Origin of the sequence: Collinsella aerofaciens (genome assembly GCF_040910245.1) — a bacterium.
Lineage (GTDB): Bacteria > Actinomycetota > Coriobacteriia > Coriobacteriales > Coriobacteriaceae > Collinsella.
In genome coordinates, this window is sequence record NZ_JBDGAY010000006.1 from 1 (window position 1) to 15,327 (window position 15,327).

A 15,327-nucleotide genomic window follows, 5' to 3' on the forward strand; every position below is an offset into this window, starting at 1 on the left:
GGTCATAAACATGTCATATGCGGCAAAGCGATGATAGCGGAACGTCGATTTGACCAGGTGCTTGCCGTAGGTAAAAAAGACCTGGTAGAAGCCCTTGGTCCAGCGCATACGCTGCTTCCAGGAAGCCTTAAACGTCACCGGCTGCTCATCAAAGAACTCCGCCGGCGCATAGCCAATGCGAATGCCGTGAATGGCGCAGAACGTGGTGAACTGGATATCCTCGGTCAGCGTATGGAACTGCCAACCGTGCATGCCCTCGATCACGCTCGCCGAAATAAGGTAACCCGAACCCGAGACAGCGCAGGACGTCTTGCAGATATTACGCGCGTTGTTGAGGAAGCGGGCCTCACGCAGATACCAGGTGGCGTTGGCAGACGAAATCCACGAACTGCCGAAGTTCTTAGAGTTGCGGTAGCTCGTGACCACATGGAAACCCTGGTCAAAGGCATCATTCATCTTGGAGACGTAATCGCGGGAGATAACATTGTCGGCATCGAAGATAAAGTAGCCCTCAAACGTGTCGGGATACTCGTTGAGAATGCGATCGAAACCATAGTCCATGACCCAGCTCTTGCCCTTGCGGGCCAGGTCGTTGCGCTCGTAAACAATGGCACCGGCCTCGCGCGCGAGCTGTGCCGTGTTATCGGTACAGGCATCGGCGACCACAAAGACCTCGATGAGCTCGGACGGATAATCCTGGTCCTTGATGGAGCGAACAAGATTGGCGATAACGGCCTCCTCGTTATGCGCCGCGATAAAGAAGGCATACCGGTGGAGTTTTTTGGCCTTGGGAGGTGCGACCTCGCCCCGAAGAGCGCCGATGACAAAAAAGACCACCTGGTAGAGGAAGCAGACCGTGAGCAACGTGACGACAATCTGGTTGAAGATCACGATGGGCGTGTTAGTTTGTAAAAAGGCGAGCATGCAGGCTCCCAGGAACGCGTTACGTAAACAACCGTATATCTTACCGCAGGCTAACCGAGTTCAAGAAACCACCTAATACTGGTTAGGATTCGAGAAGACCGAGCTGCGGGACGATTTCGTCGCCGGCAGCGGTGCGGCCGAGCGAATGCGGGGCCAAATCATCCAGAACCGCCGCAAGGTCCCACGGCAACTCGTCGCGGCACTCAATGCGCTCCCCCGTCACGGGATGGTCGAACGCGACGCGCCAGGAATGAAGGAATTGCCTGGTCAGCCCCTGATCGGCGCGTGCATCGCACTTGCCGTAGAGTGGATCACCCACACAGGCGTGGTTGATATGGCGCATATGCACGCGAATCTGATGTGTGCGGCCCGTAAACAGGTGGCACTCGACGAGCGTATAACCGTCGTCAAAACGCGTGGAATCGAAGCGCTCGAGGACCTTAAAGGTCGTGATGGCTTGGCGCGCGAAAGGATCGTCAGAAACCGCCATCTTCACGCGATCGCGCGTCGATCGGGCGATACCGGTGTTAATGGTTCCCTCGTCCATGGCAATGTGCCCGTGAACAAGTGTGATATAGCGACGGTCGAGCGTACGCGTGCGGATAAGATTTTGGAGCGCGCGCTGGGTGTCGTCGTCCTTGGCCGCAAGCATGAGACCCGAGGTATCGCGATCAAGACGATGCACGATGCCGGGGCGATCCTCACCCTGTACGGTACCAAGATGGTCGATGCCGCAGTGGTAGACCAAGGCGTTCGCAAGCGTACCGCTCTCATGACCATGCGCAGGATGGCACACAAGGCCGCGCTGCTTGGAGAGCACGATGAGATAGTCGTCTTCGTAGCGGATATCGAGGGGAATGGCCTCGGGAATCACGTCGGTCTGATCGTGCGGTTCGGGCAGGTCGACCGAAATGCGGTCACCGGAGCGCACGGCGTACTTTTTAGACAGGCAGATCTCGCCGTTGACGGCGACGGCGCCACCCTCGATCAGATGAGCGCAGGCAGAGCGCGTGGGACAGCCATCGTTGGCGCCCAGATAAGCGTCAAGACGCTGACCGGCGGCATCGTCGGCAACAAGAATATGGATGTCGGCCATTAGCGCTCATTCCTTTCGCGAATCTTGCGGGCACGCTCCCCACGCTGCTGGGCCTTGCGCTTAGCGCGGGCCTCGTCACGGGCGTTAAGCTCGGCGGTCGCATCGACCTCACGGGCGGCGGGACTCAAGAACATGTAGCCGAAAAGGGCGAGCACGACGCCCAAGGTAATGCCGATATCGGCCACATTAAAGACGGGGAAGTCGATGAAGGTGGTGGCAATAAAATCGGTCACGAAGCCAAAGGCCAAACGATCGATAGCGTTGCCGATAGCACCGCCCGCAACCATCGCCATGCCCACAACCTCAAGATGGGCGAGCTGGGGTGCACGAACGAGGTACACGGCAATAGCGATAATGACCGCCAACGCCAGCACGGCAAACGCGATGCCATGCCCCTCACCCATACTAAAGGCAGCGCCGATATTGCGGACAAACATAAAGTCGATCACACCGGGGACAACAGTCACATGCAGAGCATCGCCCACGGCACGAACCGCAAGCTTGGTCAGCTGGTCAACAAGCAGCACAACCAGCGCCACCCCACCAGCAACACCCAACCGCCAACGCAAAGGCGGCGTCATATCCCCAGTACGACCCAAAGAAATCCCCTACCCTCAGATAATCAAATTCCGTTTACGCAATAATCCATCTTATATTGCCATACGCAGAACGCACGACATATCCACCAACGCAAGCGAAATAACCAGCTAAAAAGTGACGAAAGTAGACGTTGGGGACGTTCTTGTTTGACTAGTCATTTAAGAACGTCCCCAACGACTAGTCATTTAAGAACGTCCCCAATGACTACCCCGATGTTTTGGCTTGTGAGCGAGCGGGTCGCATTTGAGACAAGGTGACGTGAAATGAAAGGGCGCTGACCTTTCGGTCGCGCCCTTGAAATTGAACGTCAGATTGTCCAAATGCGGCCCGCGCAGCGTCGAGCCGTTACGCGGTTTGGAAAAACCGCGTAACTACAAAGCCTCCGCGCAGCGCTTACAGATGTGAGCGTGGCCGTTGTACTCGCCGACGGTGGTGCGGTAGTTCCAGCAACGGTCGCAGCACTCGCCCTCGGCAGCCTCGATGGCAACGGAGAGCTCCTCGCCCTGGGTCAGCTCAACATCGGAGACGATGTAGAACTCGGCGAGGTCGACGGCCTTGTCGCCGGTCAGCAGCGCATACATCTCGGCGGGAACGACCGCCTTGACGCGGACCTGCTGGCTCTTAGTGAAGGTGCCAGCGGAGCGGGCATCCTCAAGGGCCTTGGTCACGGCGCTACGGAGCTCGAGCGAAGCCTCGAGCACGCCCTCAAACTCATTGGCCTCGTCGACCGTGATGGGCGACTTGTACCAATCGAGCAGCGCGGCGTACTTCTGGTGATCGACGCAGCCGGCGGGCGCATAGGCCATGGCCTCGTCGACCGTGTAGGACAGGATCGGCTGCAGGTCGCGCATGAGCATCGAGAAGAGCTCGGCAAGCACGGTCTGGGCGCTGCGGCGCTCGAGCGAGCCGGGCTTGTCGCAGTACAGACGGTCCTTCAGAGCGTCGAGGTACACGTTGGAGAGCTCGGTAACCACGAAATCGTAGAGCGCACGGTAGGCGCGCGGGAACTCGTAGCTGGCGTAGGCATCGTCGACCTCGGCCTGGACCTGGGTCAGGCGGGCAACCATGAGCTTGTCGAGCGGCAGCAGGTCGGCAAAGGCGACGCCGTCGGTCTCGGGCTCAAACTGGCCCTCGAGCTCGGAGAGCAGGAAGCGCAGCGTGTTGCGGAAACGACGGTAGGCATCGGACGTACGGGCAAGGATCTCGTGGTCGATGGACACGTCGGAGCTGGTATCGACGGAGGCAACCCATAGGCGGATGATGTCGGCGCCCATCTCGTCACAGACCTTGTTGGGGTCGATGACGTTGCCGAGCGACTTGGACATCTTGCGGCCCTGGCCGTCGAGGGTGAAGCCCTGCGAGACGACCGCCTTGTACGGAGCGTGACCGTTGGCGCCCACCGAGGTGAGCAGCGAGCTCTGGAACCAACCACGATGCTGGTCGGAGCCCTCGAGGTACACATCCGCCGGGTACTCAAGCTCAGGGCGATACTCGCAGACGGCCTTCCAGGAGACGCCGGAATCCCACCACACGTCGAGGATGTCCTTATCGGCCTTGAGGTGATGGCCGCCGCACTTGGGGCAGACGCAGGCCTCGCCCAGGTAGCTCTCGGGAGCGTCGGTAAACCAAGCGTCGGAGCCCTTCTCGTGGAAGAGCTTGATGACGGCGTCGAGCGTGGCGTCGTTCATGACCTTCTCGCCGCAGTCGGCGCAGGTGTAGCTCGGGATGGGCACGCCCCAGTTGCGCTGACGGCTGATGCACCAGTCGGGACGCTGCTCGACCATGGCGCCGATGCGGTTTGCCGCGTGGGCCGGATTCCACTTGACGTTCTCGCGGACCTCCTTGCCAGCCTGCTCGCGCAAACCGGTCTTGTCCATCGAGACAAACCACTGGTCGGTAGCGCGGAAGAGCACCGGGTGCTTGCAGCGCCAGCAGTGCGGATAGCTGTGCGTGATCTTCTTCTCGAGGACCAGGGTGCCGCGCTCGCGCAGGAACTCAATGATGTGCGGGTTGGCCTCATCGGTATCCATGCCGCTGAAGGGGCCACCGGTGCCGAACTCCTCACCGGTGTAGAACTTGCCGTCGTCATCGACCGGCATGCATATGTCGGTGATGCCCTCCTTGAGGCAGGCGAAGTAGTCGTCGACGCCGTGGCCGGGCGAGTTGTGGACGATACCGGTACCGTCATCGACACCGACGTAATCGGCCAGCAGCGCCACGCCCTCGACACCGTCAAAGATCGGCTGCTTGTAGTGAATGTGGTGGAAGGTCTCGGCGGGAACCACGTAGGGCTTACCGTCGACCAAAACCGGGGTGTACTCCCAGCCAAACTCCTCACAGCACTTGAGAGCCAGGTCCTCGAGCATGACCTCGGCACGACCGTCGTGCTCAACGGCGACATAGGCGGCGCCGGGCTTGAGGGAAACGGCCTGGTCGGAGGGGATGGTCCACGGCGTGGTCGTCCAGATGATAAAGTCGACCGGGCCGTCGAAGTTCTCGAGGCCGGCGGGCTTGGAGGTCATCTCAAAGCGAACGAAGATGGAGGGGCTCGTCTCGTCGGAGTACTCGATCTCGGCCTCGGCCAGCGCGGTGTGGCAGTGCTTGCACCAGTGAACCGGCTTGTGGCCACGATAGATCATGCCCTTATCGAACATGGCCTTAAAGACCTCGATGTCGGCGGCGTCATGCTGATGATAGAGCGTCAGATACGGGTTGTCCCAGTCGCCGAGCACGCCCAGACGACGGAAGCCGGCCTTCTGCAGTTCGATGTTCTCGACAGCGAACTTGTTGCAGAGCTCACGGATCTTGGCCGTAGAGGTCTGGTTGAACTTCTCGGTACCGAGCTTCTCCTCGACCTTATGCTCAATCGGCTGACCGTGGCAGTCCCAACCGGGGACATAGGGGACTTCGCAGCCCTGCATCATCCAGTAACGGTTGATCATGTCCTTAGAGATCTTGTTCATGGCGTGGCCGATGTGGATCGGGCCGTTGGCGTACGGAGGGCCGTCGTGCAGCACGAACTTCTTGTGACCCGCGTTCTTCTTTAGAACTTGCTCGTAGACCTTGTTGTCCTGCCAGTCCTTGAGTCGCTTGGGCTCGGACTTGGAAAGACCGGCACGCATGGGAAATCCGGTTTTGGGCAGATTCATCGTCTGCTTGTACTCGTTTGCCACGGTACTCCTTTCTTGTCATGGGCGCGCACGCCCTCTGGGCACCAAAAAAGCGCCCGTCCCTACAAGCTGGGACGAAGCGCCACAAAACGGGCAGTCTGCCCGTAAAAGCTCTTCGCTTAACCACCCAGCTTAGATGCCCTCGCTCGCGTCGCCGCGCGCTCGCATCCGTTACTCGGCTGGTCTGTATCGACGACCATCTCGGCGATGTCTACTAAGACGAACCTGCGCGGCACGTCCGTTGGGACCGCAGCTCCGGGGTGATTTTCATCGGTCGCATGCACGGGTTCTCAGCGCTCCCCGCTCTCTGTAGCATGCGGACGGCCGACTACTCGTCCCCATCAACGCTTATGCGGAGTATGCTAGCACGTTCCGCGCCGGCGAAAAACCCTCAACACTGGTTTTATACGTTCGAAATTTCTCGCGGCTGTGGACCTTCTCTTGGAGCAAAATACCTGAAAGCACTTTATCGAACGAAAGAAGGTTGCTATGCGCACGATTGGAATGAGCGACTACACCGTTGGCGAGGATTGCTTTGACGAGCTGCCCGCCGCACTGGCAGAGTACGGAGCGGCCAAGGTCACGATCATAGGTGGCAAGCGGGCACTGGCCGCAGCACTTCCCGGTATCGAAGCTGCACTAGCGGGTACCGACGTCGAGATTCTGGAGACGCGCGTCTATGGCACCAACAGTACGCGTGCCAATATCGCCAAGGTCGTAAACTCCCCTGCCTGCCAGGAAGCTGACGTTCTCATCGCCTGCGGCGGCGGCAAGGCGCTCGACACCGTGAAGACCGCAGCCATCGAGCTCAAGAAGATTGTCTTCACTGTCCCGACGATCTGTTCCAACTGCTCCGCCGCGACCGCCATTGCCGTCGTGTACAACGACGACGGCTCGCTCGAGGGCTATTCGTACCCCAACCGACCGGCGCACATCTTCATCAACCCCAAGATCATCGCCGAGGCACCGGCAGAGTACTTCTGGGCCGGCGTAGGCGATGCCCTGTCCAAGCAGCCCGAGGTCGAGTACGCCACGAGCGCCGGTAATTTGGAGCACACCGCCGGTCTTGGCCTGGCGCTTGCCCACACCTGCTCCGAGCCGCTGTTTACCTATGGCGTCCAGGGTCTTGAGGACGTACGCCAGGACCTGTCGAGCGAGGCCGTCAAGCAGATCGCGCTCGACATCGTGGTTAACACGGGCTACGTTTCCAACCTGACCAACCAGAACGATTACTACTACAACTCGAGCGTGGCGCACGCGTTCTACAACGCTACTTGCAGCATTCCGCGCGAGGGCACCTACCTGCACGGCGAGGTCGTGAGCCTGGGCGTGCTGGTACTGTTTGCCTATACGGGAGACACCGAGAACCTTGAACGCTACGCCGCCTTTAACAAGCAGATGGGGCTACCCGTGACGCTTGAGCAAGTCGGGCTTTCCGAATCCGATATCCCGGCCCTGTGCGAATACGCACACGCCACCAACGAGTGGAAACAGGGTAACCCGGAGCCCTTCACCGACGAGAAATTTGCCGCCGCTATCAAGGCCGCCGACGCCTACGGCCACACCCTCTAGCTCTAGCCCAAAACCACCACAAAGGGGACAGGCACCTTTGTGGTGGTTTTTTATTGCTCCAACATGCTGGGGTCGAACTCGCTTGCCGGGATCACACGGTAGCCGTGGCGCAGGAGCAGGTCGACGAAAACACCGTTGCCCACGGTGAGCGTACCGCTGAACGTTCCGTCGTAGATGCGGCCTGCGCCACACGAGGGACTACGGTCCTGCAGGATGCACGCGGCGATCTCTTCCGGACCGCCCGCTTGCTCGCACATATCGAGCGCACGTTGAGCGCCTAGGCGAAACTCACGATCGACCGAGATACCCTCGCAGGTACGGACCTCGCCGTCCACGATCTCGGACGGCTTGCGCGGTGTGGGCAGGCCGCCAAAGACCTCAGGGCATACCAACAGGACCTCGGTCCCCGTGCGCTCGCAAGCCTCGACCAGTTCGCGATGGTAGTTGTCGAGCCCGTTATACTTGCAGCTCTCGCCCATTAAACAGGCGCTCACCACGATCTTCATATACAACACTCCCCACGCAAAACGCCCCATTTGAGATGGACACTCAAATGGGGCGATTGACATTGCGTAACTAGTATTACTGCTGCTTCGGCATCAGCGGATTCTCGCGCGTGAGGAGATTCATAAACTCCTCGCCCGTGATCGTCTCCTTCTTGTACAGATAACGAGCCAGCTCGTGGAGCTTGAACTTGTTCTCCTTCAGGATCTGCAGGGCGCGGTCGTGCGCATCCTCGATCAGCTTGGCGACAATCGCGTCCACGCGCTCGGCCGTACCGGGGGCGCAGGTGAGCGACGTGTCCTGGTTGAGATACGCATTCTGAACGGTACCGAGCGCCATCATGCCAAACTCATCGGACATACCAAAACGCGTCACCATGTTACGGGCGAGCTTGGTGGCCTGCTCGATATCGTTGGCGGCACCGGTCGTCATCTCGCCAAAGATGAGCTCCTCGGCTGCACGGCCACCGCAATAGACGGCGAGCTTGTCCAGGACCTCCTGGCGTGTGGTCAGGAAGCGCTCGTCCTCCTCGACCTGCATGGTGTAGCCCAGAGCACCGCTCGTGCGCGGCACGATGGTAATCTTCGTGACCGGCGCAGAACCCTTTTGGCGAGCGGCAACGATGGCATGACCGATCTCGTGGTAAGAAACGACCTGTTTCTCGTGGTCGGACAGCACCGTGGACTTGCGCTGCTGACCGGCGATGACGACCTCCACCGACTCCTCAAAGTCATCCTGCGTGGCGCGCTTGCGACCCTCGCGAACGGCGCGCAGGGCGCCCTCGTTGATGATATTGGCCAGGTCGGCGCCCGAGGCACCGGGCGTGGCGCGGGCAATCGCGGTCAGATCGATCGGCGGCTCGGTCTTCACACTCTTGGCGTGGAGCTCGAGGATGTTCTTACGGCCGGTCAGATCGGGCAACTCGACGGGGATGCGGCGGTCAAAACGACCGGGGCGCAACAGGGCCGGATCAAGGCTGTCGGGACGGTTGGTAGCAGCGAGAACGACAATACCCTTGTGGTTATCGAAGCCGTCCATCTCGGTCAGCAGCTGGTTGAGCGTCTGCTCACGCTCATCGTTGCCGCTAAAGCCACCGCCATCGCGCTTCTTGCCGATGGTATCGATCTCGTCGATGAACACGATACACGGGGCCTTTTCCTTGGCCTGCTTAAACAGGTCACGCACCTTGGCGGCGCCGCGGCCGACAAACATCTCAACAAACTCAGAACCCGAAATACTAAAGAACGGCACGCCCGCCTCGCCGGCAACGGCCTTGGCAAGCAGGGTCTTACCGGTACCCGGAGGGCCGACAAGAAGAGCACCGCGCGGCAGCTTGGCGCCGATTTCCTCGTAGCGCTGCGGCTTCTCCAGAAAGTCGACGACCTCCTTGAGGGACTCCTTGGCCTCTTCCTGGCCGGCGACATCCTTAAAGGTCACGAGCACGTCCTTGGAGGCGATCACGCGCGCGCCGGACTTACCCAGTCCGCCGCCGCCAAAACCACCGCCGCCAAAGTTCATCGACGGACCGTCATCGCCCATGGCCTTCTTCATGCGGCGGTTGAGCCACCAGCCGATCAGGAAGAAGATGGCTATGGGAAGAATGAGGGTGAGCAAGTAGTAGGTCATCAGGCCCGAGTTCTTATCGGGAACAACCGACTCAAGCGAGGCGCCAGATTCAAGCACGCGATCGGTAAAGCCCGCGTCATTCGGCACACCGGTCGTCTTGTAGGCGATGTTCTCGTCCTCGCCATTCTTGGTGTAATAAATCGTGTAATCGTCCGTGTTGTACTCGACCTTGTCGACACTCTTCTTATCGAGCGCTTTGACAAACGTCGAGTAATCGGTCTTCGTAATCTGCTGCGTGTGACCGATGTTGGGGAACAGTACGGTCGAGAGCACGAGGTAGACGACGAAGGCGATGAGCAAGTAGAGGATCATATTCCGTCTACGTTTGTTGTCATCCATCTCCATCTGCTTGAACTCCATCTACTGGGGTTGATAATGTTTTCTAGAATACCCAACCCGGACGGCGATAAACCGACGCCGGGCACGAAAGGACAGAGATGGCATCACTGGAAGTCGGCAAGGTTCAAATCTATACGGGCGACGGCAAGGGCAAGACGACGGCTGCGCTGGGGCTCGCGCTACGCGCCACGGGCTATGGACTTAACGTGCTCATGCTTCAGTTTGCCAAGAAGCTGCACTGTGCCGAACATGACGCAGCACCTCGATTGGGGCTACGCATCGTACAAGCCGACCGCGACACGCCCGAAGCCTGTGCCGCACAGATCATGGAGCTGGCGCGCGAGCAGATTAGCCAGGTCGACGTGCTGATCTTGGATGAGCTGGGAGAAGCCATGCGACGGGGCTTTGTGACGCGCGAAGATGTCGAAGCGTTGATCGCGATGAAACCGACCACCACGAAGCTCGTGTTCACCGGCCGTGGCTTGCTGCCCCTCGCCGACCTTGCAGACCTAGTAACCGAAATGCGCCCCATCAAACACTACTTCGACGAAGGCCTCCTAGCCCGCCAAGGCATCGAATACTAGCCATTGCGGACGTCCCCAATGGCTAGGCAGTGGCGCGACCTAGCCAGTTGCCGCTGTGGTGGTAGATGGTGAACATTATGGCGGTGATGAGCCAGGTTACGGGGTAGACCAGCAGCAGGTGCTCAAGCGACGGATCGAACGGCATAATCGCAAACACCCAGATCACCCTGAGCACGACGGTGCCAAAAATCGTGAGCAGCATGGGCTGCAAGCTCACGCCGGCGCCGCGGATGGAACCCGAGGCGTTCTCGATAATCGAGAAAATCGCATAGAACGGCGCAATGAAATGGAGGATGGTCGTGGTGTACGCCGAGATCGAAGCATCGTCGACAAACAGACGAGACAGCGGACCCGAGAATACCAGCAGCACGGCAGACAGGCCACCAATGAGCATAAACGACAGTACGAGCGACGTATGGTAGCCCTTGCGCATGCGCTCGTAGTTGCGCGCGCCAAAGTTCTGTGCCGAGAACGTGGTGATCGACACGCCAAGCGCCTCGGTAACCATCCAGACAATGCCATCCAGGCGGCCCGAAAGACCCCAAGCCGTGGTGACATCGGCACCAAACGAGTTGACCGACACCTGAATCAAAACGTTGGAAATCGAATACGCAGCAGACTGAAAGCCAAGCGGCAGACCACACGAGATCATGCTCTTACAAATGCCAGGATCAATGCCGAGTTTGGACAGTGAAAGCCGCCACGCACCCGGTGCGTGCATCATACGAATCACGATCATCGTGGCATTGGAGCAAATGGTCAGCGCCACCGCGATGCCACAGCCCAGCGCTTCCATGTGAAGCACGGCAACGAAGATGACATCCAGCACCGCATTAACAAGGCAGCCGGAAGCGATGATCACAGCGGGCCCGCGCGTGTCGCCCACGGCGCGCAGCAATGCCGTTCCCATATTGAGTAGAAGCGCCGCAACCATGGCGGCAAAATAGCAACGAGCATAGGCCACGCCCTCGGCCAATAGTTCATGCGGCGTGTTCATAAGCACCAGCATGGGCTCAACGAACACTATGCCAAGAATCGAGAAGGCGATGCCGCCCACCAGCGCGAGCGTCATGGCCGTATGGACCGATCGGCTCAGGCGCTCGTCATCGTGCTGGCCAAAAAACTGGCCCGTAATGACCGCGCAGCCGGCACCGACGCCGACACAAAAGCCGATGCAGAGCTCTGTAAGCACCATCGTGGCCTGAATGCCACCCAGCGCGAGCTTGCCGCCAAACTGACCGACGATATAGGTACCGATAAGCGTGTATGCCTGCTGAAAGAACGAACTAAAGAAGATGGGGACGCACAGCGACAGCAGCTGCTGCCAAATAACGCCCTGCGTTACATCGATAGCCGTAGACTTCTTAGCCACACGCCCTCCCCACTAGCGTACGTCAAACAACAAAACGGCAATTTAAGACCAAAGCCAATACCAGCTTAGCACCGACCGGCGTTGACCGATACACCCCGAACCAGAGCCCGGTGCGAAATATCTGTCTAGTGATACAAACCCGGCTGGTAGTGGTATTCATTACTCACATGCGGGCACAGCTGCCAAAAGGCGACGGCACTTGCCGCGGCCACGTTGAGCGAATCGACCCCATGCGCCATCGGAATACGCACGGCGCGGTCACAGCCTGCAATGGTCTTGGCGCCCAAGCCAGCACCCTCGGTGCCCATAAAGATTGCCAGGCGGTCAATCTCCTGCAGCGCGGGATCGTCCAATGACACCGAATCATCCGTCAACGCCATTGCGGCACACGAAAAGCCGGCATCGTGCAGCGCCGCCAGCCCATCATGCGGCCATACGCGCGCCTCGCTGCCAATGCGTGTCCAGGGCACCTGGAACACCGTGCCCATGCTCACGCGGGCCGAGCGACGGTACAGCGGGTCACAGCACGTGGGGCTCACCAAAATACCATCGACGTTCAGCGCAGCCGCCGAGCGGAAAATCGCGCCGACGTTGGTGTGGTCGACAATGCCCTCAAGCACGCACACGCGCACCGGGCGCTCCCCCGCCGCCTCGACGACGCCACCCAAGAACTCATCAACCGGAATCTGACGCGGGCGACGGAACGCCGCGAGCGCACCGCGCGTCACGTTAAAGCCCGTCAGCTGCTCCATAAGCTCCATCGAGGCCACGAACACGGGAACCGGGCCCGCACCTTCGCGTACTGCCAGGCGCTCAAACAGCGGCATCATCTGGTCGAGCCAGCGTTCGCCCAAAAGAAAGCTCACCGGCTCGTATCCGGCGCGCACCGCGCGCTCGATAACCTTGGCACTCTCGGCGATAAAGATGCCCTTTTGCGGCTCCAGCACGCAGCGAAGCTCGCGCTCGGTCAGTCGCACGTAGGCATCGAGCCGCTCGTCCTCGAGCGAATCGATTCGCAGCACCTCAACGGCATCAGTCATAGCAGCCAGCCCGCACCCTTCTTTACAGCACCTATACAAATATCGGGGCAACGCCATGCGCCGCCCCGCCACTCATTCCAACCCGATAATACCGAAGCGATAATCGGGTTTACGCATCAACGCGACGATACGTCACGAACTCATATTTGAGGCCCTCATCGCCCTCTCCGGCAGCGACAACCGCCGATTCGCTGGCCCGCGCAATCTCCCAAGCGGGATCGGCATCCAGATCGGGAAAGTACGTATCCACGTCATGCACGCAATGGTTATGCGTAACCTCGGCCTCGACGCAATACGGCAAAAACTGTCGATATACCTCGCCGCCGCCAATCACCCACGCAACGCGTTCATCAGCTACCGCGGCGAGCGCTTCGTCGATGCTATGCACCACGTCGACGCCCTCGGCAGCAAAGCTCTCGTCGCGCGTGAGCACAATGTTGCGGCGATTCTTAAGCGGACGCCCGCCGGGAAAACTCAGCAGCGTCTTGCGTCCCATAATGACCGGGCACCCCTTTGTACACGCCACAAAATGGCGCATATCGGCGCGATTGGACACGACCATGTCGCCCTCGCAACCAATACCCCAGTCATCGCACACGGCGACAATAGCAGAAAGCTTACACGTCATGCGCGTCACCTACACCGCAATGGGGATGTTCTTAACCTGCGGACCGTGCTCATAGCCCTCAACGATCAGGTCATCGGTCGTAAACGCGTAGAAATCATGCACATCGGGGTTAAGCGTTACCTTGGGAGCCGCAAACTGCGGACGCTCGATAAGCTCGCGGACGATATCGACATGACGGTCGTAGATATGGGCGTCGGCGATCACGTGCAGCAGCTCGCCGGGAATCATATCGACGGACTGCGCGACCATCATCAGCAAAATGGCATACTGGCACACGTTCCAGTTGTTCGCGGCCAAAATGTCCTGGCTGCGCTGGTTGAGAATCATATTGAGCGTCGGTTTGTCATCCTGTGGGCGCTGCGTGACGTTATACGTCACGCTATAGGCGCACGGGTACAGGTGCATCTCGGACAGATCGCTAAACACATAGGTGTTCGTCATAATGCGGCGGCTGTACGGCGTGTGCTTAAGGTCGTACAGCACGCGGTCCATCTGGTCAAAGTCGCCCTCGGCATAATGGCTCTTCTGCCCAATCTGATACCCGTAGGCCTTGCCGATGGAGCCGGTCTCGTCAGCCCACTCATCCCAAATATGGCTGTTGAGGTCATGCACGTTATTGGACTTCTTTTGATAGATCCACAGGATCTCGTCCATAGCAGATTTGAGGGCTGTACGACGCAGGGTGAGCGCGGGGAACTCCTCACGTAGGTCATAGCGTGCCGTAACGCCAAAGTTTTTAATGGTATAGGCAGGGGTGCCGTCCTCCCACACCGGGCGGACCTTTTGGCCCTCGGTGGTGGTGCCATGGTCCAAGATATCGCGACACATGGTTACAAACTGTTGATCAGCCTTGCTCATTGACCCTCCTGTCAGTCGCCTATAAGCGAGATTCATTGTAGCCCAGGCGCACGCGGCGCCACAGCCCCAACATAAGCCCTCATTTTCTGACATATGCCAGAAATTCCTTGCGCAAATCCGTACGTTCGCTATTCTATTGTTGACATATGTCAGATAAGGAGCACGTATGGCAGGAAGACGCGAAAAATTACGCCGCGTCGGGATCATCCCCGAATATCGCAGCTTTACCCCTGATGGTCTTGCCAGCGGAGACGCCATCGAGATGACGGTCGACGAGCTCGAAGTCCTGCGTCTGTGCGACCTGGAAGGCCTCAATCAGGAGGAAGTCGCCCAGCGCATGGGCATTGCCCGCGCCACGGTGGCGGCAATCTGCAGCCGCGCGCATCGCAAGGTGGCAAACGCGCTGGTCAATGGACGAGCGATCGTCATCGAAGGCGGCAACATCGCGTACTCCCCCATCACCACGACAACGGCCGCATGGCCAGCAAAGGAGGTCGACGCCATGAGGGTGGCAACGACGTACGACAACGGCAACATCTTTATGCACTTTGGCCGCAGCGAGCAGTTCAAGATCTATGACATCCAGGATGGCAAGGTGCTCAACGAGCAGGTCGTAGGCACCGGTGGCACCGGCCACGGCGCCTTGGCGGGCCTGCTCGCCAACGGTGGCGTTGACACGCTCATCTGCGGCGGCATCGGAGGCGGCGCCATCAATGCGCTCGCACAGGCCGGCATCACCGTCTATGCAGGAGCCCAAGGCAACTGCGACGCTTGCGTCGAAGCCCTCATCGCAGGCACGCTCGCGCAGACCAGCGAAGCCACCTGCGACTGCCACGGACACAACCACGAGCACGCCCATGAGCATGGCGAGTCCTGCGGCTGCCACGGCTATCACGACCATGATGGACACGAGGGCTGCGGCTGCCACTAACGTCAAATGCCTTGGCGCCAGCAAGCTTCCGCACGTGCAACAACCCATAAACGAACGGCGAAGGCCGCCCGGAACACCATCCA

13 protein-coding genes are annotated in these 15,327 nt (G+C 59.4%); 3 read left to right on the top strand and 10 right to left on the bottom strand.

Annotated features, from left to right (window positions below; translation table 11 throughout):
- The 4 genes from AB5Z20_RS03465 to ileS form a co-directional block, all read right to left on the bottom strand.
- Positions 1–924, bottom strand: a 924-nt coding sequence (locus AB5Z20_RS03465) for a glycosyltransferase family 2 protein (RefSeq protein WP_368156241.1), incomplete at its 3' end; no start/stop codon positions are given.
- A gap of 82 nt (positions 925–1,006) precedes the next feature.
- Entirely contained in the window at positions 1,007–2,020 is a 1,014-nt protein-coding gene (locus tag AB5Z20_RS03470; RefSeq protein ID WP_368156242.1) for an RluA family pseudouridine synthase, read from the bottom strand.
- Positions 2,020–2,547 carry a signal peptidase II gene (lspA, locus tag AB5Z20_RS03475; RefSeq protein ID WP_368156243.1) on the bottom strand — a complete coding sequence of 176 codons (528 nt, stop codon included), beginning with the start codon at positions 2,545–2,547 and terminating at the stop codon, positions 2,020–2,022. The genes AB5Z20_RS03470 and lspA overlap by 1 nt, the downstream gene beginning before the upstream one ends.
- Before the next feature lie 444 nt (positions 2,548–2,991).
- On the bottom strand, positions 2,992–5,769 hold the full coding sequence (ileS, locus tag AB5Z20_RS03480; protein WP_438861066.1) for an isoleucine--tRNA ligase: 2,778 nt from the start codon (positions 5,767–5,769) through the stop codon (positions 2,992–2,994).
- A gap of 510 nt (positions 5,770–6,279) precedes the next feature.
- On the opposite strand from ileS, the gene AB5Z20_RS03485 reads away from it, so the two are divergent.
- Positions 6,280–7,362 carry an iron-containing alcohol dehydrogenase family protein gene (locus tag AB5Z20_RS03485; protein WP_368156245.1) on the top strand — a complete coding sequence of 361 codons (1,083 nt, stop codon included), beginning with the start codon at positions 6,280–6,282 and terminating at the stop codon, positions 7,360–7,362.
- 50 nt (positions 7,363–7,412) lie between these two features.
- On the opposite strand, the gene AB5Z20_RS03490 is transcribed toward AB5Z20_RS03485, so the two are convergent.
- Positions 7,413–7,868: a DUF523 domain-containing protein gene (locus AB5Z20_RS03490; protein WP_368156246.1), complete on the bottom strand. Its 456-nt coding sequence runs from the start codon at positions 7,866–7,868 to the stop codon at positions 7,413–7,415.
- Positions 7,869–7,944: 76 nt separating this feature from the next.
- Positions 7,945–9,837 (bottom strand): ATP-dependent zinc metalloprotease FtsH, encoded by a 1,893-nt coding sequence (gene ftsH / locus AB5Z20_RS03495; protein ID WP_368156247.1) that lies wholly within the window; start codon positions 9,835–9,837, stop codon positions 7,945–7,947.
- A 92-nt stretch (positions 9,838–9,929) separates the two neighbouring features.
- Between ftsH and AB5Z20_RS03500 the strand changes: the two genes are divergently transcribed.
- The gene (locus AB5Z20_RS03500; RefSeq protein WP_368156248.1) at positions 9,930–10,415 is read left to right on the top strand and encodes a cob(I)yrinic acid a,c-diamide adenosyltransferase; all 486 of its coding nucleotides are present in this window, start codon (positions 9,930–9,932) and stop codon (positions 10,413–10,415) included.
- A gap of 22 nt (positions 10,416–10,437) precedes the next feature.
- On the opposite strand, the gene AB5Z20_RS03505 is transcribed toward AB5Z20_RS03500, so the two are convergent.
- From AB5Z20_RS03505 to thyA, 4 genes are all read right to left on the bottom strand, one after another.
- Positions 10,438–11,787 carry an MATE family efflux transporter gene (locus AB5Z20_RS03505; RefSeq protein WP_368156249.1) on the bottom strand — a complete coding sequence of 450 codons (1,350 nt, stop codon included), beginning with the start codon at positions 11,785–11,787 and terminating at the stop codon, positions 10,438–10,440.
- Positions 11,788–11,912: 125 nt separating this feature from the next.
- Positions 11,913–12,827, bottom strand: a complete 915-nt coding sequence (locus tag AB5Z20_RS03510; protein WP_349089566.1) for a TrmH family RNA methyltransferase — start codon at positions 12,825–12,827, stop codon at positions 11,913–11,915.
- A gap of 109 nt (positions 12,828–12,936) precedes the next feature.
- Positions 12,937–13,455, bottom strand: a complete 519-nt coding sequence (locus AB5Z20_RS03515; RefSeq protein ID WP_368156250.1) for a dihydrofolate reductase — start codon at positions 13,453–13,455, stop codon at positions 12,937–12,939.
- A 9-nt stretch (positions 13,456–13,464) separates the two neighbouring features.
- A complete protein-coding gene (gene thyA, locus AB5Z20_RS03520) occupies positions 13,465–14,313 on the bottom strand; it encodes a thymidylate synthase (RefSeq protein WP_055309513.1) in 849 nt (282 codons plus the stop codon).
- Between the two features lie 166 nt (positions 14,314–14,479).
- On the opposite strand from thyA, the gene AB5Z20_RS03525 reads away from it, so the two are divergent.
- Entirely contained in the window at positions 14,480–15,244 is a 765-nt protein-coding gene (locus AB5Z20_RS03525; protein ID WP_368156251.1) for a DUF134 domain-containing protein, read from the top strand.
- The last annotated feature ends 83 nt before the right edge of the window (positions 15,245–15,327 follow it).

What these genes read in the sequence shown, in the direction of transcription:
- AB5Z20_RS03490 (WP_368156246.1), bottom strand. Translation starts at nt 7,868, where the DNA reads ATGAAGATCGTGGTGAGCGCCTGTTTAATGGGCGAGAGCTGCAAGTAT.
- AB5Z20_RS03485 (WP_368156245.1), top strand. Translation starts at nt 6,280, where the DNA reads ATGCGCACGATTGGAATGAGCGACTACACCGTTGGCGAGGATTGCTTT.
- ileS (WP_438861066.1), bottom strand. Translation starts at nt 5,769, where the DNA reads ATGAATCTGCCCAAAACCGGATTTCCCATGCGTGCCGGTCTTTCCAAG.
- AB5Z20_RS03470 (WP_368156242.1), bottom strand. Translation starts at nt 2,020, where the DNA reads ATGGCCGACATCCATATTCTTGTTGCCGACGATGCCGCCGGTCAGCGT.
- AB5Z20_RS03515 (WP_368156250.1), bottom strand. Translation starts at nt 13,455, where the DNA reads ATGACGTGTAAGCTTTCTGCTATTGTCGCCGTGTGCGATGACTGGGGT.
- AB5Z20_RS03525 (WP_368156251.1), top strand. Translation starts at nt 14,480, where the DNA reads ATGGCAGGAAGACGCGAAAAATTACGCCGCGTCGGGATCATCCCCGAA.
- thyA (WP_055309513.1), bottom strand. Translation starts at nt 14,313, where the DNA reads ATGAGCAAGGCTGATCAACAGTTTGTAACCATGTGTCGCGATATCTTG.
- AB5Z20_RS03500 (WP_368156248.1), top strand. Translation starts at nt 9,930, where the DNA reads ATGGCATCACTGGAAGTCGGCAAGGTTCAAATCTATACGGGCGACGGC.
- AB5Z20_RS03510 (WP_349089566.1), bottom strand. Translation starts at nt 12,827, where the DNA reads ATGACTGATGCCGTTGAGGTGCTGCGAATCGATTCGCTCGAGGACGAG.
- ftsH (WP_368156247.1), bottom strand. Translation starts at nt 9,837, where the DNA reads ATGGAGATGGATGACAACAAACGTAGACGGAATATGATCCTCTACTTG.